Here is a 25,001-nt window from a genome sequence, read left to right as displayed (position 1 = left end):
GAACTCCTGGTGACGCTTCATTGAGTCGATAAAGGACTTGGGATCGAACGGTAGGTGGCGTCCTTGGCAACGAGTCCTAACAGATTGGGTATATCCAGAATCAGGGCGACGGCTCCACTGCCAAGGATCGTGAACCCGCCCAGTCCATGGGCCTCACCAAACACTTTGCCCAATGGTTTGATCACGGTCTGAAACTCCCCCTGCAAGCGATCGACCACCAGGCCGGCACGCAGGCCTGCGTATTGCACGACGACCACGTTTTCTCGGTTACCTCCAGGTTCTTGCACATCAAACATGTCCCGCAGGCGCAAGATCGGCAGCACATCGCCCCTGAGGTCCAGGTAGCCGGTGCCTGCCGATTGCTCCGGCGCCAGCTCGATGCACTCCTCGACCATGTTCAGCGGGATGACATAGGACGCCTTGCCCACCCCGATCAGGAAACCGTCGATGATTGCCAGCGTCAGCGGCAGGCGAATGCGCACCGTGGTGCCCTGCCCCTCTTCGCTCTCGAGGCTCACGCTGCCGCGCAAAGCCGTGATATTGCGCTTCACCACGTCCATGCCCACGCCGCGCCCCGACAGGTTGCTGACCTGGTCGGCGGTGGAAAAACCCGGCTCGAAAATCAGATTCAGAATGTCTTTGTCCGCGGGTTGCTGGCCTTCGCCCACCAGGCCACGCTCGCGGGCCTTGGCGAGGATTTTGTCCTTGGCCAGGCCACCGCCGTCGTCCGACACCTCGATCACGATGCTGCCGGATTCGTGATAGGCGTTCAGGCGCACCGTGCCCTGGGCCGGCTTGCCACGTTGCAGGCGCGTGGACGCGGGTTCGATGCCATGGTCCATGGCATTGCGCACCAGGTGCGTCAGCGGGTCGCCGATACGCTCGACAACCGTCTTGTCCAGCTCGGTCTCGCCACCGCCGATGTGCAGCACGATGTCCTTGCCCAGCTCTTTGGATACGTCCCGCACCACACGCTGGAAACGCGTGAACGTCGCGCCGATCTGCACCATGCGTAATGTCAATGCCGAGTCACGGACCTCCTCCACCAACCGCGACAACAGGCTGGTGGCCTCGATCATCTCGCCAATCCCGCTACGCACCGCCACCAGGTTGGCTCCGGCGCCGGCGATGATCAGCTCGCCGACCAGGTTGATCAGTTGATCCAGCTTGCCGGCATCGACCCGAATCAGGTTGCTTTCATGACTCGCTGCACTCTTGCCGGCCTTGATCACCGGCGCGTTCGAGTCCTGTGTTGCATCAGGCTCGTCGCGCGTCTCGGCCGCTGCGTGCTCGCCCTCCTGAGCGACGAGTACGGCCTGGGGCTCAGTCAATGTGCCGCAACGCACCAGCAGCTCGAGCAACGCAGCCTTGTCTTCCGGCAATGCATCGATGTGCGCGCGGCAGACTTGGACAGTGGCGTGGGGTGCGAGGATCTGCACGATCGCGTCGTCGCGCACAAAATCAAAGGCGCCGTCGATGACCTCACGGGAAGCGTCGCTGGCCAGCGCGAGTTCAAACCCCAGGTAGTTGGTTTCCGGGTCCATGGACGCCAGGGGCGGCAACGCGTCGAACAGGCTGACGGTATGCAGCAAGCGCCCCAACGTGCTCAGGTAGCGCAGGAACGCCAAGGGGTCCATGCCATTGCGCAGGACATCCGGGCCAAAGCGCAGGGACAAATGCCAGTGGCCAGGACTTGCCCCTTGCTCATCCGTCGACGACGGCTCCCCTTTAGGGGTGGGCGAAGCGGTCGCGACCGAGCCGTCCAGGTACAGGGCAAGCCGCTCACCCAGGCGTTGGCCCTGGACCTGCAACGGTTCGTCCAATCGATCGAGGTTGCCATCCTCGGCCAGCAGGTCGATCAATTGGCCGATATGGTCACGGGCGTCGAGGAACAACGCACTCAACGCCTCGTCGACCCGCACTTCCAGGCTGCGTACCCGATCCAGGACGCTTTCGGCGACATGGGTGAACTCAACGATGGGCATCAAGCCAAACAAGCCGGCCGAGCCTTTGATGGTGTGGGCGACGCGGAACAGGCCGTTGATGGTGTCCAGGTCCTGCGGCGACTTCTCGATCTGTAGCAGCGCATCTTCCATCTGCAACAGCAGTTCGCGACTCTCGGCAATGAAAGTCTGCAGCACGTCATCCATGTTCATGGGCTGGGCCATACGATCATGCTCCGACCGACAGGGGGAAAGAGGCATTGGTGAAGTAGTCGTCAAGGCCGCTGAGCCGTATCGCTTCGATCACCGTCGGGCTGGGGTTGCTCAGCAACAACTGCGTGCCCTCTTTGAGCGACTCGCGCTTGATGAGGATCAACAGTTGCAAGCCGGCGCTGTCCAGTTCGTCGACATTGGACAAGTCCAACTCGACCTCATGGGCCAGGGGAAACAACGACAACAACACGTCTTTTTGTTCAGTCGCCGTGTAGATCGTCAGGGGGCCTTCCATGACCTGGATACGACGGAGCATCGGGGTGGGGCTTTTCATGGAGACCTCCTGGCCAGCAGTCGCTGGTCATCGCTATGGCAGGATCAACTTGGAGACGGCGGTAAGCATTTGTGCGGGCTGAAAGGGCTTGACCATCCACGCCTTGGCACCGGAAGCCTGGCCTTGCTGCTTCATCGCATCACCGGCCTCGGTGGTCAGCATGATGACCGGCGTGAACTTGTAGGCCGGCAGCAGCTTGGCGGCCTTGACGAAACTCAAGCCGTCCATGTTGGGCATGTTCACATCACTGACAATCAGGTGGATTTTGCGGCCGTCCAGCTTGCTCAGTGCGTCTTTGCCATCACAGCCTTCGATGACGTCATAACCGGCGCCTTTGAGCGTGATGCTCACCACCTGCCGGATGGAGGCCGAGTCGTCGACGATCAGAATGGTTTTGCTCATCGGAAAAACTCCTCTAGAAAAAGGTGATTTCGTTGGCCTCGGCCTTGGCGTGCGGCTGACCGTCATGAATGGCGTGCTGCTCCGGCATCGTGTAAGCCGTTGAAAGCTCTTGCAGCCAACGGTCACTGCGCATCGGAGGGAGCGCATGCCCACTCAGGCTCGACGCTTGGCGCTCGTCCAGTTGCTGCTGCAGCTTGCCCAGGTCGCCGGTAATCAGGGTCAACATCTGGCTGACGCGATCCTGGAACTGCAAGGCGACCAGCACCTCGGCAATCTCGTCGGCGACGCAGGTACTCTGCTGCTGCAAGTCATGGCTGTTGCGTACGAGGGTCTGGGCGGTAGCGCGAAAATGTTCGATGACCTGAGAGACCACGCGCTCCGAATCGGCGAGGGTCACGGTGTCTTGCTCGGCGTGGTGGCGGGACATCTGCACCGTACGGGCAATAGCAGCGTTGACGGTGATCACGGTTTCACTGATCTTGCGCCCGGTTTCGCCGGACATGCTCGACAACTTGCGCACCTCATCGGCGACTACCGCAAAACCTCGCCCGGCCTCACCGGCTCGCGCCGCTTCGATGGCCGCATTGAGGGCCAGCAGGTTGGTTTGACTGGCGATGTCACCGACGAACTTGGCCATCTGCTGAAGTTGCTCGGTGAAACCCGAGAGCTGCATGACTTCCTTGAGTTCGCTCTCTTTATTCGACAGCGCGGTGCGCAGGGCCACCACGATGGAGTTGAGGTCCTGCTGGCCGACTTCCAGCAAGTCGACCAATTGTTGGGAGGCGTCTTGCCCGCCATTGCTGGCCACGCTGTGGCTGATGTTCGAGGACAGCGTGCCGAAACGTTCGCTGAGCTTGAGGATGGAGGTTTCGCTGATGGCTCGAGCCGCTTCTATCTGCCGCGACCAGATCGGAAGCACGCTCAGGCACACGTCTGCCAGGCCGTTATCGACGGCCAACGCCGCCGAGGCCACTGCCGGCTGATCGAGCTGCTGGCGCAGGCGGGCCCACTGGACCTGGTAGCCCCGGTTCGCCCAAAAGCCCAGGCCGATGCACAGCGCCAACAACAGACTCGCCACGCCCACTGACCACGCACTGAAGCCATTGCTGTAGGCAACTGCCAGGCCACCGAGCAGACCGGCCAAAGCCACGGGAAACAGCGTCAAAGCGGTCGAAGGCGGGGTGGTCTGTTCGCTCACGGTCTGTCTCCCATTCAAAGCATCTCGTCGCCGGTTGATCGGCTGTTCGATTGCCTGAGACAGATGCTGGCCCAATAATGGCACTGCTGCCATCGGACCATCCCTATTCTGGGGTAGGGATACCGGGAGTCCGGGTAGGAAAATCCCTACCCGCGGGGGTTGATCACGAAATACCCAAGGTCATGGCGAAGCGCACAATGTCTGCGGTGGAGCTGAAACCCATCTTTTCCATGAGCCGCGTCTTGTGGGTGCTGACGGTCTTGTTGCTGATGACCAACTGCTCGGCAATCTGGTTGACGCTCATGCCATGCGCCAGCAAGCGCAGGATCTGGAACTCGCGATCGGACAGGCTTTCCACGTAGGTGTGTTGCTTCAAGCCACTGCTCTGCAGGGCAATCTGCTCGGCCAGGTTGGGGTCCAGATAGCGTTGACCACTGGCCACGCGACGCATGGCAGCCAACAGCGTCTCGGGGTCGCGGTCCTTGGTGAGGTAGCCGAGCGCACCGGCGCGCAGTGCGCGTTGCGCGATGTGAATCTCGTTATGCATGCTCAACACCAGGATCGGCAGATCCGGGTACTGGGTATGCAGCCGGGCAATCAGGATCTCGCCACTGATACCCGGCATGTTCATGTCGAGCAGCAGCAGGTCGATCTCGACCTGGCGCAACAGCTCGATCACTTGGGTACCACTCTCGGCTTCGGCCACCACCTGGACGTCGGCGACCAGCATGAACAACTGCTTGAGCCCTTCGCGCATGATGGTGTGGTCATCGGCAATCAGCATGCGAATCATCAGTACGTATCCTTGTGCATCGGAATGAACGCTTGCACCGTAGTGCCGTGTCCGGGATGGCTGAAAATAATCACTTTGCCGCCCAGCATCAGGCCACGCTCGCGCATCCCGGCCAACCCTAAGGTCTTGCGGCCAACGGCATCCGGGTCAAACCCCTTGCCGTTATCCTGGACCTCCAGCAGCCAGTGGGTTTCCTGCGGGCTCAGGGTGACGCTGACCTGTGTCGCTTCGGCGTAGCGAGCGATATTGGTCAACGATTCCTGCACGATGCGAAACGCTGCGGTGATGTGTGTATCGGGGAGCGTCAGGGGAATCGAAGGCAGGTGCAACGTGCAAGGAACCCGGGTCAGGGTGACAAACTCGGTTGTCAGCCATTCCAGGCCGGAGACCAGCCCCAGGTTCAGCGCAGACGGTCGCAGGCTGGTGGAGACATCCCGTACGACCTGGATGGTCTTATCGGTCAGTACCATCAGCCGTTCGACCTGCGGGGTAAGTTCGGGCGTGCTGGCACCGAACTGAAACCTCAACAGCGATATGCCCATGCGCAGTGCGGTCAGGTGCTGGCCCAGTTCGTCATGGATTTCCCTGGCGATCAGTTTGCGCTCCTCTTCGCGCGCCGTTTCGCGGCGGGTCGACAGATCACGCAACTGTGCATTCGAATTGGCCAGGCGCCGCTCGGCAGCACGCAGCTTGGAAATGTCGCGCCCCACCGCCAGCACGCTGACTACCCGCTGGCCGTCGACCTCCGGCACAAAGTGGATCAGCACGACTTTGGGCGCGGCCTTCAACCCCGAGAGGAGAAACTCCTGCTCCGTCGCTTTATTCTGCTGGATCACCTGAGCCACCAATTCGCGAAACAGCTGAGCCTGGTTGTTCAGGGGGGCCACCGCATCCATGGGCATTCCGATCAGTTCCGGCCACGCCCCGCCCACCCATTTTTTCAGCTGCGCATTGACGTACAGCACTTGGCCATGCGCACTCACGCGCACGATAGCGTCCGGGCTGTTTTCAACCAGGGCGTTGATGTCGTGCTGGCGTTCGAGTTCTTTCTGCCGAGCCCTGGCCAACAGGGTAATGTCGCGACTGATCACCAGGATCCGCGGAGCCACCCGGGCCGAGTCCGCTACCGGCACCAGGGTCAAGTGCAGTTGACGAACTTCGTCACGCAGCACCATGCCCTCATCCGACTCGATCACGCGTCCGACCACCGTGCATTGCTCACAAAGCGCCTGGATTTTTTGCGCGCTCAACCGACCAAAGATCGACGCCAGGCTCTCATCGATCACCTCGCCATGCGCTTTGCCCAGCGCGCGCAACAACGCAGGGTTGACCTCGACGCAACGCAGGTCACCGACCGAGGTCATTTCCAGCAGGCACAGCATGTCCAGGGTGTGGTCGAAAATGTCCCGGTAACGACGCTCGCGCTCCCGGAGTAACGACTCCGACTGCCAGCGTTCGATAGCGATCGCCGCGATGTGACACGTCTGGCGTACGCGCAGGATATCGCTCTCATCCGGCTCGTCGCCGGGAGACAGGGACAACTCGAAAATGCCCAGGACGCGCCCTTGTTTGTCGACGATCGGTTCGCACCAGCCAGCAGCGGGACTGGATGCCGCCAGTCCAGCAGGGGCCTTGTACGTCGCCAGTCCGATGCCGAGCGGCTCTGCCAGCCGTACCCCGCAGGACCGATGGGGCAAGGCCATTTGCAAATAGCCCACCAGCAACGCCAGCGTCTCCTCCAGAGCCCCGCCGGTCGCCATTTTTTCGAAAATCCCCAGGCGCGCGTCTTCCAGGACCTGTTGCTTGCGCAGCTCGGTAATGTCGTGGGCCAGCGCCAGCACGCCGATCACCTCACCGCTATGACTGCGCTCGGCCATCAGGCTGACCGCACAACTGACATACTCGGTACTGCCCTCGAAGGTCCAGCTGTCGAGGAATTGCGCCGTTTCCCCCGTCGCAACCACATGACGCAGCTGGTTGAGATAGTGACCTGCGCCCTCGCCAGGGCTGACGCCTATCGACTCGTCATAAGACCGGCCAGTCAAGAGCAGAAAGGTCGGGTTGACGTAAGTGCGTAACAGATTGCGGTCGTAGCGAACAATGATGTTGGGTGAGTTTTCCGCGAGGGTGAGAAATTTGAGTTCGCTGCCCATCAAGGTTTCGCGAAGCTGCCAATTCTCGGTGATGTCCTCCAGTTGGGACACGAAGCAGACCGGCTGGCCTTGATCATCCCGTACCAGGCCCACGGTCAACCTGACCCACACCACGCGCCCGTCGCGATGGATATAGCGTTTATGCAACGTAGCGCCTGGCCTTGCACCGCGCTTGAGTTCGTCGATCAACTGCTTGCCGACCTCGCGGTCCTCGGGGTGGGTCAGCGCCATGAACGTGGTGGCTTGCAGTTGCGCCTCGCTATAGCCCAGCAGCGTGCAGATGACGCCATTGGCCCGTAGCCAACGACCGTCCAGCGCCACCAGCGCCAGGCCGGTACCCGAGGAATCGAAAATGGACCTGAGCGGAATGTCCGAGAAACTTTCGGTATTCGATTGCGGGGGCGATGGCGCCTGGCGGGCAATGACCTCGACAATAAAATAATCGTCGCGCCATACCGTGAGCGAGATGTCCAACCCGCACGACACCCGGCTCAACGCCGCGAAAACAGCGCGCGTTTTCCCCGCCGCCTTTTCCAGGGCAGCGTAAAACAACCCATGGTCTTCGGACCGCAGGAGGGAGATAAATTCGCAGCCCGTGGCGGGGCGAACGCCGTTTTGGATTTGCAGATGTGAGAACGCGGGATTGCCTGCGACCACCCGAGCAGCTCGATCCAGCGCGACCACAGCACCTGACAGGCAGGCGAGCACGCTCTCGAGGGTTTGCAGCATTTCATCGTCAGCCACTGCAGCTCCTTTGCCTGTCCTTCGCGAATGATTCTTCCCTGTGCTTCCTGCGGTAAAACACTCAGCAATGACTGGATGGACTATCGCGCCACCGACTTGCCTGGCCTACGCCGACCAGTCGGCCTACCGCAGGCTGGAGCATTTGTGTGGTGACGCCTGGAGCTTTTCCGAAATAATTTGTAATCCTTATCTGAAGGGTAGCTCAAGATCAAAAATAACGACAGGGGGCTACCCGTGGTACGCGTTGATAACCATTGGCAGCCACCCTGTTTCGCCCCTGATTACAGCGCTGAAGCGGGCCGCCGGCAGGCATTGAACGGCGGGATTCGCCCGCGCCAGGGTTGGGCGCGCTCCAACTGCGCGGCGAGTGCGAACAGGGTACTTTCCTCGCCAAAACGACCGGCGAAGTGCGCGCCCATCGGCAAGCCCGCAGCGCTCCAGTACAGCGGCACCGACATCGCCGGTTGCCCGCTGGCGTTGAACACCGCCGTGAACGGCGAATAACTGTGGAAACGCTCAACCAACGCCTCCAGGCTCAAGCGATCGTCTTGCAGGTCCAGCTCACCTATCCGTACCGGTTCACGCGCTAACGTTGGCGTGAGTATCACGTCGTAGTCCTGCATGAACATCGCCAATTGGCGGCCCAAGGCATGTATCCACTCCACCGCCCCGGCGTACTGCGCGCCGCTGACGTCGCCCTTGGTGCGCAGAATGATCCGGGTGCGCGCCTCCAGTTCCTCAGGCCGTACCGCACATCCGCGCATCTGGCCCAACACCTCGACGTAATGCCGGGTACCTGCACCAATGATGGTGAAGACCTTATCGAGAAACTCCGGCAGCACCACCGGCAACGTGGCCGGCTCAACACGATGGCCCAAGGCTTGGCACACACTGGCAGCCTGGCGCACGGCGTCCACAGACTCATCGGAGGTCGGCCAGGGTCCCAGTTGCTCGACCAACGCAATCCGCAGCGGTCGAGGGTCACGTTGCACTGCGCAGACATAGGGCTGTGCCGACAGGGGGGCCGCGTAAGGGGCGCCCAGGTCGATCCCGGCCGTGGCATCCAGCAACGCGGCGCTGTCACGGACCGACAGGGTAATCCCATGGGGGGTGCCCATGCCGGCCCAGCCCTCGCCAATCATCGGCCCCGACGGCAGCAGGCCACGGCTCGGCTTAAAACCAAAGACACCGCAACATGACGCAGGGACGCGCAAGGAGCCGCCACCATCGTTGCCATGGGCAAAGGGGACGACACGGGCAGCAACCAGGGCCGCCGCGCCGCCGCTGGAACCGCCCGCGCTATGCTCGAGGTTCCAGGGGTTGCGCGTCGCGCCAAAGCGAGTGGACTCGGTGGAGTAGGACGTGCCGAATTCCGGAGAGGTGCTGGTGCCGAGAATCAAACAACCGGTGCCGCGCAAACGGGTGACTATTTCGGCTTCAACGTCTGCGCGCGCGCCTCCCAACGCCAGTGAGCCATTGGTCATCGCGGCCCCCTTGACCGGCGAAAACAGGTCCTTGACCAGGGTCGGCACCCCGGCAAACACACCGTGAGCGGGTCGCGACGCGCGTGCCGCCTGCCGCGCCGAATCGTAGAGCCGCTCGGCCACCGCATTCAGCTGCGGTTCGATCCGTTCGATACGCTCAATCACCGCTTCCAGCAGCTCGCCGGGCTGCACCTCACCACGCCTGACCCACTCGGCCAAACCGGTGGCGTCCTCGCTGTCCAGCAGGTTGTGGATGTCCATGTTCATCTCCTATTGATTATGAATGACTTGATCTGAATGCCTGGGTGAGCGCTTTGCGCCGCGCTTGCAGGCCTGCCAGGGCCCATGCCAGGGCCGAGGCGAAGCTGGCGCAGGCCAGCCACAGGATTGAACGACGTACGTCACCCGAGTAAACGCTGAGCAAGGCCACCACCAGCGGGCTGACAAATTGACCGAAATACAGAAAAGCCGTGAACCCGCCCAAACCGCGCCCGCGGGTTTTCGCACTCAGGGCATTCATCACCGGCGCCATCGCGTTAGGCACCAGGAGCCCGGCGCCCAGGCCGTGGATCAGCACTGCCAGCAACACCATGGTGTAGCTCGGCGCTCGCACCAGCAGCCACAACCCCAAGCCCAACAGGCTCAGCAACAGCGCATTGCAGCCGGGGATACCGATGCACCGACGCAGCAGCGGCCAGGCTAACGAACCGCCCAGGGTCGCCAGCAGGCTGCCCCCCGCCGACAGCCCGATCATCGTGCTTGAGGTAACGCCGAGGCTGACGAGTAAAACCGGCGCCTGGATCGGCACGATAAAGCTCAGGACCATCCCGCTGAGGATCAGCAGATAACCGAGCACCAGGGGCAGCACGGCCACCCTGCCCTGTTCAGCCACCTCGACGGGTCGGCGGGCGACCGCGGGTTCCCACAGCACCTTGATCATCATCGGCACCAACAACAGTGGCAGCAGGTACAACAGGAATGGCAGGCGCCAGGAGTGTTCGCCCAATGCGCCGCCCACCACATAGAACAGCGAGCCGACCAGACCGATGGTGACCACTTGCCGATTGATGTAGCGCAGCCGCTCCTCGCCGTGCCAATAGTCGGCAATCAGCGTGGCGCAACAGGTCATCACCACCGCCTCCGCCGCGCCGAACAGCAGGCGTACACCGACGATGGAGGGCAAGTTATCCAGCAGGGCCGGGATGGCTCCGAGCACGGCATATAACAGGGTGGCGATCACCAGCAACGCCTTGCGCCCGACCCGGTCGGCCAACCAGCCGGCCAGGGGCGCGCACAGCACAATCGCCAGTGCCGGCCCGGTGACCGCCAACGGCACCAACAAGTCGGCACGCGGTTCCAGCGGGCCGAACTCGGCACCGAGCTTGGGCAGGATCGGCGCCACCATGGCCGCGCCCATGATGGTCAGGCTGCTGCCCAGCATCAGCACCAGCCCTTCACGGCGCCCGGTGGCTTGCCGTGGTGCGGGGAAATCGGAATGTGATGAGTTCATGGCCAGCCCCTTAGAAGCTTTGAGAAATACGCAGCGCCACGGTGTAACCCTGGGCACGGTTGACGGCGTCGGTTTCCTTGTAGGCATGCAGCCACACAGCCGGCAGGCCGGGCTTGAAGTAGCTCACTGCCGGGCCGACGGCCAGCACCCGCGCGCGGTTGCCCGATTGCAGCCCGGGCGCATCGTCGTCGGTGAACTGGCGGTAGTAGTACCCCCCCAGGCCCAGGATCCACGGCCCCACATGCTGACCGACGGCAAACTCGTGCCGATACTCCACACCGCTTTTGTAATCGGTGGCAGGGTTACGGGTGTTGACGTCGACTTCAAAGCTGGAAGAAACCTCAAAGCCACTGTCGGTGATGTAAGTAGCGTTGACGATCGGCGAGAACGTCCAGTGATTGAGCCCTGGGGAGACCAGACGATTCTTGTCGTAGTCACCGGTGGGCGTCTGGATCTGCAACTGGGTGTTGATAAACAGATTCGGCGATAGATTCCATTGCAGGATCACCGGTAGAAATTGCACGTCGGCCAATCGAAACGGATCGGCTTCCAGGTTCAGCGGGCCGGCCGGTGTCGGTACCTGGAGGGAAGCGTCCATCTTGAAAAATGGCACCACCATGCCGAACCCATAGTTAGCGCCCAGCACGGTGTGATCCGTCATGCGCATATACGCGGCCGCGATGGACAAGACATCCAGAGAAAGATGGTTGTCAACTGAACGTCCGTGGCGATCTTTCTGCACATTGGTCGAGTAAAACGCTGTTCGCACCCCCACTGTCCCAAAAGGCGTGGCGGGCGGCATCATCCCCGCGCCGAAATCGTAGACACCAACGGCCGTGGTCGGCGAACCATTCTCGGTGCCGTGCACACTGGCGCAGCAACCGACCAGTCCCAGCGTAAACAGCGTCACACGCACGGTGCTTGCATTATTCTTGTTAATCATCGAATGCCCCTCCCATCAAGTGGTGTGGGCCATCCTAGTAACGCGTGACGTGAGCCGGTTATCCGTTTTCAGCAGAGTTGAGTGCGACGCAGGGTCTGTGAAGGGCTTTCGCCGAACATCGTGCGGTAATCGCTGGAGAACCGGCTCAGGTGCCAGAACCCCCAGCGCGCCGCCACTTCCTGTACGCCATGGGCTTGGGTGCTCATTCGCAGTTCACGTCGCACCGCATTGAGGCGCAGCGCACGCAGATAAGCCACCGGATTGATCCCCAGGGTTTCCTGAAAACAGTACTGGAGCTTGCGTCGGCTGGCGCCGATGTGATTGCACAGGTCGAGGATCGACAGCGGCTCGTCGAGGTGACTCAACGCGTATTCGCGGGCGCGGTCGACCATCCTTTTGCGAGCCGTGGGATTGAGCGGCGGCGCTTGATCCGGCGCCACCAATTCCAACAAGTGCAGCATCACCGCATCGCGTATGCCGCGACGGATAGAGTCATGCCCCAGCACCGCATCACGCCCCTGATCGCAGCCCGCCAGTTCATCGAATAGCGCCATGAGTTCACGTTGCACCGATGAGTTGCCCAGGCGGTAACACTTGGGAAGATCGGTAATTCGAAACTGGCTGCCCTGACGCTCCAGGACATGCTCCAACGCCTGTTCTTCAATCGCCACACTGAGCAAATCCAAGTGTTGTGGCGTGAGCAGTTCGGGAAGATTTTCGCCATGGGCGACCAGCAGGCTAGGCTCATGGATCGGATGCCCCGAACAATACAGCGCGCCGCTGGCACTCAGGGGCAAGCTGAACGTGATCGCGCCTTTCCAGGCCGTTCCCCTTTTGATCATGGCCTGATTAGAGCGGTCGCGTGCCAGTTGCATCCAGCCCGAGCGGAATTCGATCAGCTCCCCTGTAAAGGGGCCCGGTGATAGTTGGTCATAGCGAACGTGCCAACCGTCCATATTACGAGCGTGCTCATCGATGTCGTTCGTCTGCCAACGCTGGAAGGGTAATGTCGATCGAACCAGCGCAGAGGCGGTGGGCACCAGCATATTGTTGTTGTTCATTGACCCAACCTTTTTCAGTTGCAAGGCTTACGGGTCGGTTATTACGCAAGTTCCATTCCGCCCTGTGGGGGGTTTGCGCATTTGTGCCGAAAATGGATAGTGGGGGGGTTGCCAGGGGTGGGGATCTACACGGCTTTGGTGTGGCCCTGAACCTGTGGTGGCTTGGGAGCCTATGACTATCTAACTGATGCTCCGCGGCTTATATGTGGGAGGGGGCTTGCCCCCGATGGCGGCCTGACAGCCGACCAGGATGTTGGAGTGGAATGAGTACATATCCGTTGCTGCGGTAACGGCTACTTAGGGTTCCGCTCTTACAGTCTGGCCCTGAACCTTTGGCGGCTCGGGAGCCCACGACTATCTAACTGATGCTCCTCGGCTTAAATGTGGGAGGGGGCTTGCCCCCGATGGCGGCCTCGGGGCCGACCAGGATGTTGGAGTGGAATGAGTACATATCCGTTGCTGCGGTAACGGCTACTTAGGGTTCCGCTCTTACAGCGGGTCACTTTTGGAAGAGCGCTGTATGGACCGGACACATGGTGGACACATGTGCGGGGACATGGTTGACACATTATGGACCATAGTCAGGTTTGCTCACGTCGATCGTTCGTAGGAAGTGATGGCAGAAAAACACGTCAAACAGTCCATCACCTTCAGTGTTGGGCCGTATTGCGATGTGATGCCCAGCCAAACCTTTGGCGATGCTGAAGTAGCGTTTCTGAAAACGAAAACGGCTGTGATAAGCCTTGGCTAATACGTCGTCCGGTCCGTACTCAAAGGTTGGTAACTGTTGCGGATAAGCCCATGGGCTGGCTCTATACCGGTCCATAGGCACCTTGTAGTCCAGCGCCTGATGGGGCCGTTGCAGGTTATAAACATCACGCCACCGATCAAATGCTGCTTGAGCTTCCTTGAGCGTGGAAAACTGACGCCCTTCAAGTACTTCGGCCTTGAGTGAGCGATGGAAACGCTCAATCTTTCCATTGGTTTGTGGGTGGTAAGGGCGGCTGAAACTGATCCGAATACCCAGACGAATCAACCAGATACTCAGCTCTGTGATTTCACCAGGGTTACGTGGAGAGCCCCAAGGCGGTCCGTTATCAACGTTGATGCGAGCCGGTAATCCGAAGCGCTGGAATACCTCGGTCAACCTTTCTTTCACCGTGGCTCCACGCTCGTTATCACAAGCTTGAATAGCCAAACTGAAACGTGAATGGTCGTCCAGTAAAGTCAGGGGATGGCATCTGCCTTCTTGCGTCGGGAAATGCCCTTTGAAATCCATCTGCCAAAGATTGTTGGGCGCCTCGTGTTCAAACCTCAGCTTTGCCTCTTGCTCCTTCGTAGTCGGCTGAATCAGCCCGTGCCGGTGCAGGACATTGGTAACGGTGCTGGGAGCAATCTGCTTTTTCAAGAGGCTGCTGATCGTGCGCCCACCCCATGCTGGATGGTCTTGTCTGAGCGCTATGACCTGCGCTTCCAGGGCCGGCGTGGTCAGCTTGGGGCTGGTAGCCGGTTTTCGGGATTTATCTTGCAGCCCTGAATGGCCGAGCGTCGCGTAGCGGTTAAGCCACTTGTAAGCCGTCTGCGGACTGATACCGAACCGTCGGCATAGTTCTCGTTTGTTGCTGCCGGGTTGCCCTGCTAAGGCAACAAACTCTTCTTTCAGGCTCATGGCATCTCTCGTGTCCCAGGGCATGATGGCTTTCCGGCGAAATTGGCTCGCCGAAAAGTGTCCACCATGTCCCCGCACACCCGTCAACCATGTGTCCGGTCCATACAGAAGAGCGCCAAAAGTAACCAAAAACGCTTTGCCCCACCACTCGGCACCTCGCTCAGGCTCGGTGTGCCCGCAATCCGACATTGATTTGGGGGGCCGCCGCCACGCGCCATCCATGGCGCGGGGCGGCTAAACCGGCATCCCTGCCGGTTTACCCCCCAAATCAATATCGGATTGCGGCCAGCGTGGTTTAACGGGGCGCTTGAGATCAAGATCAAGATCAAGATCAAGATCAAGATCAAGATCAAGAGCGAGAGCGAGAGCGAGAGCGAGAGCGAGAGCGAGAGCGGCTCGCTTCGCATCGTGGATACGTTTGCGCGACTTGGACAGGGGTGGGCGCAATCAGTCAGCGATCGACAATCGATTGCTGTGTGCAGCTTTACTGCCAGGCCGGATTCATGGTTGATGGTGGCAGCCACGGTCAAGACTGGCGGCACACAGCGTCAAGACATCTGCCGCTCGGAAGGGACTTAATAGCACCTGAGCGGAACAGAGCCTCTCGTCGGCTCTGCAGCGAGTTTTCTTTCACTTTTCCAGGCTGCGCCATGATCAATATTGAAACGCCTACCTATTATTCGGCGACCAAGAAATACAACCTCAGCTTCCCCACACTCGAGCAGGACGTGGAAGCGGATGTCGTGGTGATTGGCGGTGGCTTTTCGGGGATCAATACCGCACTCGAACTCGCCGAAAAAGGCATCACCAATATCGTGGTGCTGGAAGCCCGCTACCTGGGCTTCGGCGGCACGGGCCGCAACGGTGGCCAGATCATGGCGGGGATCGGCCACGACCTGGAGAAAATCAAGCAGCAGGTGGGCGAGCAAGGGCTGCGCGAGATCTTTGAAATCAGCGAGCTGGGTGCTGGCATCATCAAGGATCGCATCGCCAAGTACTCGATCGACGCAGACTTCTGCCACGGCTATGGCTACATGGGCTTCAACGCCCGCCAGGAAAAAACCCTGCGCGCCTGGGAGAAGGACTTCAAGTCGATCAATACCCAGGACGAAATCCGCTTTATGGCGGGGTCCGAGGTCAAGCAGATCATCGGTTCCGACGCTTACAGCAGCGCGCTGTTGCACATGGGCGGCGGGCATGTTCACTCACTGAATCTGTTGCTGGGCGAAGCCAAGGCGCTGGTCGGACACGGCGTGCGTATCTATGAACACAGCCCGGCCCTGGAAGTCAGCTATGGCGAGCGCATCACCGTGCGCACAGGCCGGGGCTCGGTGAAAGCCTCCAAATTGTTGTGGGCCTGCGACAGCTTCCTCAACAAACTGGAACCCGAGCTGCACAAGACCACCCTAAACACCTACGCCTTCCAGTTGATGACCGAACCGCTGTCGGACGAGATGATCCGCCGAATCAGCCCGATACGCGGCGCCTACAGCGACATTCGACCGGTGATCGACTACTACCGGGTCACCAACGAAAACCGCCTGCTGTTTGGTGCTGCCACGCCTTTTGTCGAGCACATTCCGCTGGACCTCAAAGCCTGGAACCGCAACCTGATGCTGAAGATTTTCCCGTACCTCAAGGACGTGAAAATCGACCTGGCGTGGGGCGGGCCGATGGCGACCGGGGCCAACTTGTTCCCGCAGATCGGCACGCTCAGCGGGCGCCCCAATGCCTTTTATGTGCAGGGCTACGCGGGCTTCGGGGTCACCCCGAGCCACATCATCTGCAAGGTATTGGCCGAAGGCATGAGCGAAGGCTCTTCGCGCTACGACCTGATCAGCTCGGTCAAGCATGCGCAGATTCTGGGCAAGGACCACATACGCCCGTTGCTGCTGACAGCCGGCAAAAGCCTTCATCAACTATCAGGCTATTTCAACGGTCGCCGTTGAGCCTGATGCCCGTCAGTCAAGGAGGAACACTGTAACTGTGGCAAGCGGACTTACTGTGGCGAACGGGCTTGTTGTGGCGAGCGGGCTTGCCCCGCGTTGGGGCGCGTAGCGGCCCTAAAACCAGTCTCCCGGTTCCACCAGGAGAAATGCGGCGGCCTTATTGGGCCTGCTTCGCAGCCCAACGCGGGGCAAGCCCGCTCGCCACAACAAGCTCGCTCGCCACAGGTGACTGTTTGCCCGTTCTATCTCTTGACTGGCATTAGCCGTTAAGCCCCCTTTTTCATTCACAGGAGAACCGCCATGCCCGTTACCACCCTCAAGAAAGATGTCCAACTGTCGGACCTGGATGCCTGGGGCACGGTTGCCGACCTGGGCTCCGAGATCCTCGAAGGTGAGGTCAAGGCCTTTGGCAAAATGACCTTCGGTGCCCCCACCGACCCCGTCAGCAGCGCCTATTTCGGCACCACCCAAGGCAAGTTCCGGATGACCTACCCGTTCGCCGAGCAAGCCACGGTGGTCACTGGCGAAGTGGTCTTGACCGACGAAAGCACCGGCCAGAGCACCCGCTACAAGGCCGGCGACAGCTGGTTCGTGACCAAGGGCACGCCGGTGCTGTGGGAGGTGGTGAGCGAGAGTTTTGTGAAGCACTATTTCGCGGTAGCCTGATCGCCCCCCTCTGCCGGCTTCGGCCGGCAGCGTTTCTTCCAACCAGGTGACCGACCATGCACGCCATCCCCGCTCAGGAAGTCGCCAGCCATTGCCTGAAGGCGTTCACTCAACTGGTGCCCGCCAGCCAGGCAGCGTTCTATTGCGTCGACCGCCAGCTGCAAGCGCATGATTTCAGGCTGCAAGGCATGAGCGGTGAGATGCATCGCGACTACCTCGACAACTACCGCCAATTCGACCCGTTGCAACCGCGCAATTGCCTGTCCAGCGGGCTGGCGGTGGTACCGCTGGTTTTCGCCATGGCCCGCCAGCCGCTACGTGACAGCCGCCGCTATCAAGACTTCCTGCAACGCTACGGCGTGGTCGATGTGGTGGAGATCGTCGCCCATCGCGCCGACCAGCCTCAGGCGGCTATCTCCTTGCTGCGCACGGCGGAGCAAGGGGTGTTCACCACCGACCAACTGACTCAGCTCAACGCCTTGCAGGCCTTGTTGCAAATGGCGGTGGCCAATATGCAACCCTGCGACGATGCACTGGCCGGGCTCACGCCCAAGGAGCGCCAGATTGCCTGGTTGTTGCGTCAGGGCGCGAGCAACAAGCAACTGGCCCTGGAGCTGGATGTCGGCCTGCCCACCATCAAGACCCACCTGATCCACCTGTTCCGCAAGACGGGCGTCAGCAGCCGTACCGAACTGGTCGCCGCGCTGTTTCTCTAAGCCGCCTCAACCCTTCGGTTGATAGGCGAGCCTCGCGCGCCACCCCATGATCCGGGTTGTCTATTCCATCAACCGGAGTCATGCAATGGCCACACCCTCCAACTGGATCACCGTAGGCGCCCTCGCCGACGGTTTTGCCCCCGACGCATTTATCCTGCCCAACCTTGCCGACCTCAGCGGCAGGACCTTCACGCTGAACTTCGCCAACGGCTGGCAGATCGAACATCGTTTTGACACCGAGGCCCTGCACTGGAACGCCGCCGACGGTCATTCCAGCGGCTCGGCCGTGTACCGCGCCACGTCCGTGCGCTCCGGCCTGTATCTGGTCGATTTCATCAAGCACGAAGACACTCAGGCCTGGTCGATCAGCCTGGTGCTGGATACCACCACGTCGTCGTTCACCGCCGTGATCGGCCGCCTGCCGGACCGCGCGCAAACCGAAGAAGGTTTGTACAGTCGCGCCCTGGCCGGCAAGGCCCTGACCTCGGTTGAAGTGGAGTTCCTGCACGGCAGCCTGGATCAGCCCTGGCAGGCAGGCCTGTGCCCCCACGGGCCCACCCAGGAACTGACGGGCTTGCGCAACCTGTATCGCTATAGCCCCAGCGAAGTGTACGAACACGTCTATCTGAACGATCAGTTCTATGCCTGGCAGTGCCTCAAGGGCGTCGAGCAAGGCCTGTGCGATACCGACCGCTGCCACGCCTACAAGATTGCCGATCAACTGTACCTGTTCGTCTGGCGCGAAAAGATCATCCCGACCCTCGGCCTGGTGTTGATCGACCTGCAACAGCATCGCAGCGACGGCAAGATCTTCGGGTATGCCGGTGCGTCCTTCGACGCCCTGTCCAATTTCCCGGTCAGTTCCTACTGCCAGGTCCTTAACCGCACGGAGTATCCCGATGCCTGATCCACGTACCGTCGTCATCACCGGTGCCGGCACGGGCATCGGTGCCGCCTGCGCCCGCCTGTACGCCGCCGAAGGTGCCAACCTGGTGTTGATCGGCCGTCGGCGCGCGCTCCTGGAGCAGGTTGCGCAGACAACCGGAGGCCTGATCCTGGTGGGCGATGCCGCCTGCCCAGACACCTGGGAGGGTTTTATCGCGCAGATTCAAGCCCACTACGGTCGCCTCGATGTGCTGCTGGCCTGCGCCGGCGGGCATGGCCTGGGCAGCGCCACCGAGACCCGCCCGTCGAGTTGGGAAGCCGCGTTGCGCAGCAACCTGGACAGCGCGTTCTACAGCGCCCGGGCCTGCCTGCCGCTGCTGATCGCCAGTGCCGGCAACATCGTTCTCCTCGGCTCCCTCGCCTCGTTGGCCGCCGGCCCCGACGTGTGCGGCTACACCACCGCCAAGCACGCACTGCTCGGGCTCAATCGCTCCCTGGCCCGCGACTACGGGCCACGTGGGGTGCGCGTCAACGCGGTGTGCCCAGGCTGGGTCACCACACCGATGGCTGACGAAGAAATGCAGCCATTGATGAATTTCCATGGCGAAACACTGCAACAAGCCTACGCACGCGTATGTGCCGATGTGCCGTTGCGTCGCCCGGCCAGCGCAGAAGAAATCGCCAGGGTATGCCGCTTCCTGGCCGGCCCCGACGCCTCGATCATCACCGGTGCGAGCGTCGTCGCCGATGGCGGTTCGAGCATTGTCGATGTACCGACGCTGGCCTATGCCCGCCTGGAGCACACACATGCATGAAGCATTGGATTTCAGCGCAAAGACGGTACTGGTGACCGGTGGGGCGCAGGGTATCGGCCGCGCCATCGTCGAAGCGTTCGCCTGGCGTGGCGCGCGGGTGATGATCGCCGACCTGCGCGTCACGCAAGCCCAGGCGCTGGCCGCAGAGCTGACGGCACACGCGTGCCGGGTCGAGGCCACAGGCGTTGATATGGCCGATGCGGCAGCGGTGTTCGAGTTGGTTGGGGAGATAGAACGACGCTGGGGGCGCCTGGATATCCTGGTGCACAACGCCGGCTACTTTCCGTTGACAGCGTTCGCGCAGATCACCCCGTCCATGCTGGAACGCACACTGGCAGTCAATCTTTCGGCGCTGTTCTGGTTGACTCAGGCAGCCCTGCCCATGTTTCAGCGCCAAGGGGGTGGCTGCGTGCTGGTCACTTCATCGGTCACCGGGCCAAGGGTCGCCTACCCAGGGCTCAGCCATTACGCAGCCTCAAAGGCCGGGGTGAATGGTTTCATTCGCAACGCCGCACTGGAACTGGCCACCTACCAGGTGCGCGTCAACGGTGTCGAGCCGGGGATGATCGCCACGCCGGCCATGGACAACCTTGGCGACGCGCAGGTCAACGCCGACATCACCGGCCGAGTCCCCCTGGGGCGGCTCGGCGCCCCTCAGGATATTGCCGGGGCCATGCTGTTCCTGGCGTCTGACCTGGCGGCTTACATCACCGGGCAAACCCTGGTGGTGGATGGGGGCTCTACGTTGCCTGAAGTGAAATGAAACAGCGTTTGCCGAACAACTCAAGGCAGTGATGAACGCCGACCAGTGGATCCAATAACTTAAAAAATGATCGATAATCGCCCGATAAAAAGCGATTCAAGATTGACTCTCCATTCGAGCACTCATTTAATGGATCCATTAAATAAGAATAATCACTCGCCTGGAGAGTCGCCATGTACCCCAAGAACACTTGGTATGTTGCCTGCACCCCCGATGAAATCGCGCAAAAGCCGTTGGGTCGACAGATCTGCGGTGAAAAAATGGTGTTTTATCGTGGGCTGGAAGGCGCCGTCGTGGCGGTCGAGGACTTCTGCCCCCATCGCGGTGCGCCGCTCTCGCTGGGCTATGTGGAAAACGGCAACCTGGTCTGCGGCTACCACGGCCTGGTCATGGGCGGCGATGGCAAGACCGTGGAAATGCCAGGCCAGCGGGTGCGCGGCTTTCCCTGCAACAAGACGTTCGCCGCCGTCGAACGCTACGGCTTCATCTGGGTGTGGCCCGGCGATCAGGCCCAGGCCGATCCGGCACTGATCCATCATCTGGAATGGGCGGTGAGTGATGAATGGGCCTATGGCGGCGGGCTGTTCGATATCCAGTGCGACTACCGCCTGATGATCGACAACCTGATGGACCTGACCCACGAAACCTACGTCCACGCCTCCAGCATCGGCCAGAAGGAAATCGACGAAGCGCCACCTGTCACCACGGTCGAAGGCGACGAAGTGGTCACCGCGCGGCATATGGAAAACATCATGGCCCCGCCGTTCTGGCGCATGGCCCTGCGCGGCAATAACCTGGCCGATGACGTGCCGGTGGACCGCTGGCAGATCTGCCGCTTCACCCCGCCCAGCCATGTGCTCATCGAAGTCGGCGTGGCCCACGCCGGCAAGGGCGGCTACCACGCCGCGCCCGAGCACAAGGCGGCAAGCATCGTGGTCGACTTCATCACCCCGCAAACCGAGACCTCCATCTGGTATTTCTGGGGCATGGCGCGCAACTTCAACCCCCACGATGAAGCACTGACCGCCAGTATTCGCGAAGGCCAGGGCAAGATTTTCAGCGAAGACCTGGAGATGCTTGAACGCCAGCAACAGAACCTGCTGGCCCACCCGACGCGCAACCTGCTCAAACTGAATATCGATGCCGGCGGCGTGCAGTCACGCAAGATCCTGGAGCGACTGATCGCCAAGGAACGCGCCCTCGAACCGCAACTGATCGCCACGACCACCGCCTGAACGGCACAACCCCTTGCGAGGACTGAAGATGATCGATGTGGTGGTGGTATCGCGCAACAACGAAGCCCAGGATATTTGCAGCTACGAACTGGCCAGCGTCGACGGCAAACCGCTGCCGGCCTTCAGTGCCGGCGCGCATATCGACGTGCACCTGCCGGATGGACAGGTGCGCCAGTATTCGCTGTGCAATCACCCTGAAGAACGCCATCGCTACCTGATCGGTGTGCTCAAGGACCCGGCTTCCCGGGGCGGCTCGCGCAGCCTGCACGAACGGGTGCACGAGGGCACACACCTGACCATCAGCGAACCACGCAACCTGTTTCCCCTGGCCCACGACGCACGGCGCAGCCTGCTGTTTGCCGGTGGCATCGGCATCACCCCGATCCTGTGCATGGCCGAGCGCCTGGCTCACGCGGGTGCCGACTTCGAATTGCATTATTGTGCCCGCGCCGAAGACCGCGCGGCGTTTGTGCAGCGTCTGAAAACATCGCCATTTGCCGAGCGGGTGTTCCTGCATTTCGATGAGCAGCCCCACACGGCCTTGAATGCCGCCCAGGTACTGGCGAAGCCCGAAGCCAACGTCCACCTGTATGTGTGCGGCCCCGGCGGTTTTATGCAGCATGTGCTCGACAGCGCTCGGGCCCAGGGCTGGCAGGAGGCATGCCTGCACCGCGAATACTTCACCGCGGCGCCGGTGGACAGCAGCCTCGACGGGGGCTTTTCGGTGAAAGTCGCCAGCAGCGGCCGAGTCTTCGAAATCCCGGCCGACAAGACGGTGGTCCAGGTCCTGGAAAGCCACGGTATCGAGATTGCCGTGTCGTGCGAACAAGGCATTTGCGGCACCTGCCTGACCCGCGTGCTGGAAGGCATACCGGAACATCGCGATCTGTTCCTCACCGAGCAGGAACAGGCGTTGAATGATCAGTTCACGCCCTGCTGCTCACGCGCGAAGACCGCGCTGCTGGTGCTCGATATCTGACAGGTGTCACGACGCGGGCAAAATCACCTTCATGCGCGCGTCGGCGGTGGCCGAGCTGAAGATCTCGGCATAGCGCAAGGTCGCATTGGCGTGCTCGCGCATGATGGCTTCGGCCCGCGCGCCCTGGCGATTGACCAGGGCATCAAAGACCGAGTGGTGTTGCATGTGGGCATAGTTGAAGCGCCGGTATTCGCGGGCCATGTCCTCGCGATCCACCGCCAGTGCGGTCACCGACGCGAACGGCAGGTGATCGTTGCGTGCCAGGGCGTCGGCGATCGCCGGGTTATGGCTGCCTTCGACGATGACGTGGTGAAAGCGCATGTTCAGGTCGTGATAGACCTCCAGGTCGTCTTCGGTCACGTAGCCCTTGTCGAACAGTTGGTCGCCTTCCACCAGGCAGCGCTCCAGTGTCGCGCGCGCCGCAGCAGATAAACCGCGCTCGGCGGTTTGACGCGCCGCCAGGCCCTCAAGCACGCCACGCACTTCGACGGCGCCGGCAATGTCGTCCGGGCTGACCGAACGGACCTGATACCCACGCCCGCCGAACGGCACCAGCAACCCTTCCTGTTCGAGGGTACGAAACGCCATGCGCACGGGCATGCGCGACACACCGAACCGCTGCGCCGTGGGAATCTCCATCAGGCGCTCCCCCGCCGCCAACTCCCCGCTGGCGATCATCTTGCGCAGTGCAACCAGCACCAATTGACCGGGTTTACTCATCCAGGCAACTTCCAGAAAACGTGAGTCGCCATAGTACCGCAAGCGCCCGGCGCCGTCAGACGAACGCCAGCGCTGCGCGCGCGCCGTCGATTGCCCCGAGGTGCTGCGCCAAACGCGACGGCAGGTAATCGAAAAAGAACCCGGCGCTTTGCAGCTTGGCGGCTCGCAATGGATCGTCTTCGGGCAGTGCCCTGGAGACCCGTGCGGCCCGCGCCCAGGCAAAGGCCAGCAGCGCCACGCCACATAACTGGAGAAAGTCCGGCGCGGCTCGATAGGGGTACTCGCTGTCATCCAGCGCTCGTTCACCGATGGCCTCGACCACACTCGCCAACGCGTCACACAGGCTGCCCAGTGCCTGGGCAAAACCGGCACACTCGCCGCACTCCCCGCCCTGCGCGGCTTCCGTGCGCAACTCGGCCAGCAGCAGGCCAAAGGCGCGGCCCTCATCCGCCAGCACCTTGCGCAGCAGCAGGTCATTGGCCTGGATCTCGTTGCTGCCCTCATAGATCATCGCGATGCGGCTGTCGCGCAGGGTTTGCTCGATGGCGAACTCGGTGACGTAGCCGTAACCGCCGAACACCTGCAGCGCATGGCTGGCCTGGCGAAAGCCCTGTTCGGTGAAAAACGCCTTGATGATCGGCGTCAGCAACGGCGCCAACTGGGCGGCCGACGAGTGCGGGTCATGCTCGGCCTGATCAAGCAGGTGCGCAGCCCAATAGCCAATCGCGCGCATCCCCTCGCTGGTGGCGCGCAACTCCAGCAACACGCGGCGCATGGCCGGGTGATAACGGATCGGATCAGCCGCCTGGGCCGCCACTTCTTCCGGCCTTGACGGCGCGCGCATCTGCACGCGTTCGGCGGCGTATTGCCGGGCGTTCTGCCAAGCGGCCTCGACATGCCCCAGGCCTTGCAGGCCCACATGCAGGCGCGCCGAGTTCATCATCACGAACATCGCCGCCAGGCCGCGATTGACGTCGCCGATCAGCCAGCCTTGGGCGGCGTCGAACACCAGGGAGCAGGTGGCGCTGCCCTTGATGCCCATCTTGTGTTCGATGCCATCGCAGTGCACACCATTGGCCTGGCCATCGTCCAGTTGCTTGGGCACCAGGAACAGCGAAATCCCTCGACTGCCCGGCGGCGCATCGGGCAGGCGCGCCAGCACCAGGTGCAGGATATTGGCCGTGAGGTCGTGCTCGCCGCCGGAGATAAACAGCTTGCTGCCGTTGAGGCGATAACTGCCATCTGCCTGGGGTTCAGCACGACAGCGCAGCAAGCCGACATCGCTGCCGGCCTGGGGCTCGGTCAGGCACATGGTGGGCAAGGCCTGGCCACTGACAATGTCGGGCAGGTAGCGCGCCTGCAACCACGGAGCAGCGTGGGCCTTGAGGCACAGGTAGGCGCCATGGGCGATCCCGGTGTACATGGCCCAGGCATGATTGCTGGCGTAGAGCATCTCTTGCAGCGCCGCGTCGAGCAATTGCGGCAAGCCCTGCCCGCCCTGCTCCTCGGCACACGCCAGCGCCGGCCATCCGCCCTCGACATAGGCGCGATAGGCCGCGACGAAGCCGTCCGGGGTGCTGACCTGGCCCGCCTGCCAGCGGCAGCCCTGGCGATCACCGTGGCCGTTCAACGGCGCCAGCACGCCCTGGCTGAAGCGTGCCGCCTCCTCCAGCACTTGTACCGCCAGCGGCAGATCCAGGGCCGCGAACGCCGGGTTGCGCTGCCAGGTATCGGGCGCCTGCAACCAGTGTTCAAGGACAAATTGCATATCGCGCAGGGGCGCCTCATAGCTCCACATCGGGACACCTCATCGACAAAAAAAGAAT

General features: G+C 61.6%; 21 protein-coding genes. 8 read left to right on the top strand and 13 right to left on the bottom strand.

The features are described from left to right. Positions 1–17: 17 nt before the first annotated feature. The 11 genes from AB7933_RS12945 to AB7933_RS12895 all read right to left on the bottom strand — a co-directional run bounded on the left by AB7933_RS12945 (position 18) and on the right by AB7933_RS12895 (position 14,471). Complete coding sequence (locus AB7933_RS12945; RefSeq protein WP_024074640.1) at positions 18–2,168, bottom strand: chemotaxis protein CheA; 2,151 nt, start codon at positions 2,166–2,168, stop codon at positions 18–20. 4 nt (positions 2,169–2,172) lie between these two features. After that, entirely contained in the window at positions 2,173–2,490 is a 318-nt protein-coding gene (locus AB7933_RS12940) for an STAS domain-containing protein (protein WP_024074639.1), read from the bottom strand. A 33-nt stretch (positions 2,491–2,523) separates the two neighbouring features. Next, entirely contained in the window at positions 2,524–2,892 is a 369-nt protein-coding gene (locus AB7933_RS12935; protein WP_024074638.1) for a response regulator, read from the bottom strand. 13 nt (positions 2,893–2,905) lie between these two features. Continuing rightward, positions 2,906–4,183, bottom strand: coding sequence for a methyl-accepting chemotaxis protein (locus AB7933_RS12930; RefSeq protein WP_081329170.1), 1,278 nt, complete (start codon positions 4,181–4,183; stop codon positions 2,906–2,908). A gap of 70 nt (positions 4,184–4,253) precedes the next feature. Next, positions 4,254–4,883 carry a response regulator gene (locus tag AB7933_RS12925; RefSeq protein WP_024074636.1) on the bottom strand — a complete coding sequence of 210 codons (630 nt, stop codon included), beginning with the start codon at positions 4,881–4,883 and terminating at the stop codon, positions 4,254–4,256. After that, positions 4,883–7,780, bottom strand: coding sequence for a PAS domain-containing sensor histidine kinase (locus tag AB7933_RS12920; protein WP_024074635.1), 2,898 nt, complete (start codon positions 7,778–7,780; stop codon positions 4,883–4,885). The genes AB7933_RS12925 and AB7933_RS12920 overlap by 1 nt, the downstream gene beginning before the upstream one ends. Before the next feature lie 281 nt (positions 7,781–8,061). Beyond that, positions 8,062–9,525 (bottom strand): amidase, encoded by a 1,464-nt coding sequence (locus tag AB7933_RS12915; protein WP_024074634.1) that lies wholly within the window; start codon positions 9,523–9,525, stop codon positions 8,062–8,064. A 16-nt stretch (positions 9,526–9,541) separates the two neighbouring features. Beyond that, a complete protein-coding gene (locus tag AB7933_RS12910) occupies positions 9,542–10,774 on the bottom strand; it encodes an MFS transporter (RefSeq protein WP_024074633.1) in 1,233 nt (410 codons plus the stop codon). A 10-nt stretch (positions 10,775–10,784) separates the two neighbouring features. Next, complete coding sequence (locus AB7933_RS12905; RefSeq protein WP_024074632.1) at positions 10,785–11,717, bottom strand: SphA family protein; 933 nt, start codon at positions 11,715–11,717, stop codon at positions 10,785–10,787. A gap of 68 nt (positions 11,718–11,785) precedes the next feature. After that, the gene (locus tag AB7933_RS12900) at positions 11,786–12,778 is read right to left on the bottom strand and encodes a helix-turn-helix domain-containing protein (RefSeq protein WP_024074631.1); all 993 of its coding nucleotides are present in this window, start codon (positions 12,776–12,778) and stop codon (positions 11,786–11,788) included. Positions 12,779–13,346: 568 nt separating this feature from the next. Then, a complete protein-coding gene (locus AB7933_RS12895; RefSeq protein WP_024073683.1) occupies positions 13,347–14,471 on the bottom strand; it encodes an IS481 family transposase in 1,125 nt (374 codons plus the stop codon). Positions 14,472–15,097: 626 nt separating this feature from the next. On the opposite strand from AB7933_RS12895, the gene AB7933_RS12890 reads away from it, so the two are divergent. The 8 genes from AB7933_RS12890 to AB7933_RS12855 all read left to right on the top strand — a co-directional run bounded on the left by AB7933_RS12890 (position 15,098) and on the right by AB7933_RS12855 (position 22,455). Then, a complete protein-coding gene (locus AB7933_RS12890) occupies positions 15,098–16,396 on the top strand; it encodes an NAD(P)/FAD-dependent oxidoreductase (protein ID WP_024074628.1) in 1,299 nt (432 codons plus the stop codon). 300 nt (positions 16,397–16,696) lie between these two features. Beyond that, positions 16,697–17,062, top strand: a complete 366-nt coding sequence (locus AB7933_RS12885) for a cupin domain-containing protein (RefSeq protein WP_024074627.1) — start codon at positions 16,697–16,699, stop codon at positions 17,060–17,062. A gap of 56 nt (positions 17,063–17,118) precedes the next feature. After that, entirely contained in the window at positions 17,119–17,778 is a 660-nt protein-coding gene (locus tag AB7933_RS12880; protein WP_024074626.1) for a response regulator transcription factor, read from the top strand. 85 nt (positions 17,779–17,863) lie between these two features. Beyond that, a complete protein-coding gene (locus tag AB7933_RS12875; protein ID WP_041160895.1) occupies positions 17,864–18,685 on the top strand; it encodes a molybdenum cofactor biosynthesis F family protein in 822 nt (273 codons plus the stop codon). Continuing rightward, positions 18,678–19,478, top strand: coding sequence for an SDR family NAD(P)-dependent oxidoreductase (locus AB7933_RS12870; protein ID WP_024074624.1), 801 nt, complete (start codon positions 18,678–18,680; stop codon positions 19,476–19,478). Before AB7933_RS12875 ends, AB7933_RS12870 begins: the two co-directional genes overlap by 8 nt. Then, positions 19,471–20,241 carry an SDR family oxidoreductase gene (locus AB7933_RS12865; RefSeq protein WP_024074623.1) on the top strand — a complete coding sequence of 257 codons (771 nt, stop codon included), beginning with the start codon at positions 19,471–19,473 and terminating at the stop codon, positions 20,239–20,241. The genes AB7933_RS12870 and AB7933_RS12865 overlap by 8 nt, the downstream gene beginning before the upstream one ends. Positions 20,242–20,414: 173 nt before the next feature. After that, positions 20,415–21,476, top strand: coding sequence for an aromatic ring-hydroxylating oxygenase subunit alpha (locus AB7933_RS12860; RefSeq protein ID WP_024074622.1), 1,062 nt, complete (start codon positions 20,415–20,417; stop codon positions 21,474–21,476). 28 nt (positions 21,477–21,504) lie between these two features. Further along, on the top strand, positions 21,505–22,455 hold the full coding sequence (locus tag AB7933_RS12855; protein WP_024074621.1) for a PDR/VanB family oxidoreductase: 951 nt from the start codon (positions 21,505–21,507) through the stop codon (positions 22,453–22,455). Positions 22,456–22,461: 6 nt separating this feature from the next. Here the strand turns inward: AB7933_RS12855 and AB7933_RS12850 are convergent, their stop codons facing one another. Together AB7933_RS12850 and AB7933_RS12845 are read right to left on the bottom strand one after the other, a co-directional pair. After that, entirely contained in the window at positions 22,462–23,175 is a 714-nt protein-coding gene (locus AB7933_RS12850) for a GntR family transcriptional regulator (RefSeq protein WP_024074620.1), read from the bottom strand. 55 nt (positions 23,176–23,230) lie between these two features. Then, positions 23,231–24,973 (bottom strand): acyl-CoA dehydrogenase, encoded by a 1,743-nt coding sequence (locus AB7933_RS12845; RefSeq protein WP_024074619.1) that lies wholly within the window; start codon positions 24,971–24,973, stop codon positions 23,231–23,233. Positions 24,974–25,001 lie beyond the last annotated feature (28 nt).

This window comes from Pseudomonas gorinensis (genome assembly GCF_042015035.1).
GTDB lineage: Bacteria > Pseudomonadota > Gammaproteobacteria > Pseudomonadales > Pseudomonadaceae > Aquipseudomonas > Aquipseudomonas gorinensis.
This window is presented reverse-complemented; position numbering and strand designations above follow the sequence as displayed.

Coding starts and splice junctions, on each gene's coding strand:
- AB7933_RS12940 (WP_024074639.1), bottom strand. CDS start 2,490: ATGAAAAGCCCCACCCCGATGCTCCGTCGTATCCAGGTCATGGAAGGC.
- AB7933_RS12910 (WP_024074633.1), bottom strand. CDS start 10,774: ATGAACTCATCACATTCCGATTTCCCCGCACCACGGCAAGCCACCGGG.
- AB7933_RS12870 (WP_024074624.1), top strand. CDS start 18,678: ATGCCTGATCCACGTACCGTCGTCATCACCGGTGCCGGCACGGGCATC.
- AB7933_RS12935 (WP_024074638.1), bottom strand. CDS start 2,892: ATGAGCAAAACCATTCTGATCGTCGACGACTCGGCCTCCATCCGGCAG.
- AB7933_RS12865 (WP_024074623.1), top strand. CDS start 19,471: ATGCATGAAGCATTGGATTTCAGCGCAAAGACGGTACTGGTGACCGGT.
- AB7933_RS12905 (WP_024074632.1), bottom strand. CDS start 11,717: ATGATTAACAAGAATAATGCAAGCACCGTGCGTGTGACGCTGTTTACG.
- AB7933_RS12875 (WP_041160895.1), top strand. CDS start 17,864: ATGGCCACACCCTCCAACTGGATCACCGTAGGCGCCCTCGCCGACGGT.
- AB7933_RS12890 (WP_024074628.1), top strand. CDS start 15,098: ATGATCAATATTGAAACGCCTACCTATTATTCGGCGACCAAGAAATAC.
- AB7933_RS12925 (WP_024074636.1), bottom strand. CDS start 4,883: ATGATTCGCATGCTGATTGCCGATGACCACACCATCATGCGCGAAGGG.
- AB7933_RS12945 (WP_024074640.1), bottom strand. CDS start 2,168: ATGGCCCAGCCCATGAACATGGATGACGTGCTGCAGACTTTCATTGCC.
- AB7933_RS12845 (WP_024074619.1), bottom strand. CDS start 24,973: ATGTGGAGCTATGAGGCGCCCCTGCGCGATATGCAATTTGTCCTTGAA.
- AB7933_RS12860 (WP_024074622.1), top strand. CDS start 20,415: ATGTACCCCAAGAACACTTGGTATGTTGCCTGCACCCCCGATGAAATC.
- AB7933_RS12930 (WP_081329170.1), bottom strand. CDS start 4,183: ATGGCAGCAGTGCCATTATTGGGCCAGCATCTGTCTCAGGCAATCGAA.
- AB7933_RS12855 (WP_024074621.1), top strand. CDS start 21,505: ATGATCGATGTGGTGGTGGTATCGCGCAACAACGAAGCCCAGGATATT.
- AB7933_RS12915 (WP_024074634.1), bottom strand. CDS start 9,525: ATGGACATCCACAACCTGCTGGACAGCGAGGACGCCACCGGTTTGGCC.
- AB7933_RS12895 (WP_024073683.1), bottom strand. CDS start 14,471: ATGCCCTGGGACACGAGAGATGCCATGAGCCTGAAAGAAGAGTTTGTT.
- AB7933_RS12880 (WP_024074626.1), top strand. CDS start 17,119: ATGCACGCCATCCCCGCTCAGGAAGTCGCCAGCCATTGCCTGAAGGCG.
- AB7933_RS12900 (WP_024074631.1), bottom strand. CDS start 12,778: ATGAACAACAACAATATGCTGGTGCCCACCGCCTCTGCGCTGGTTCGA.
- AB7933_RS12885 (WP_024074627.1), top strand. CDS start 16,697: ATGCCCGTTACCACCCTCAAGAAAGATGTCCAACTGTCGGACCTGGAT.
- AB7933_RS12850 (WP_024074620.1), bottom strand. CDS start 23,175: ATGAGTAAACCCGGTCAATTGGTGCTGGTTGCACTGCGCAAGATGATC.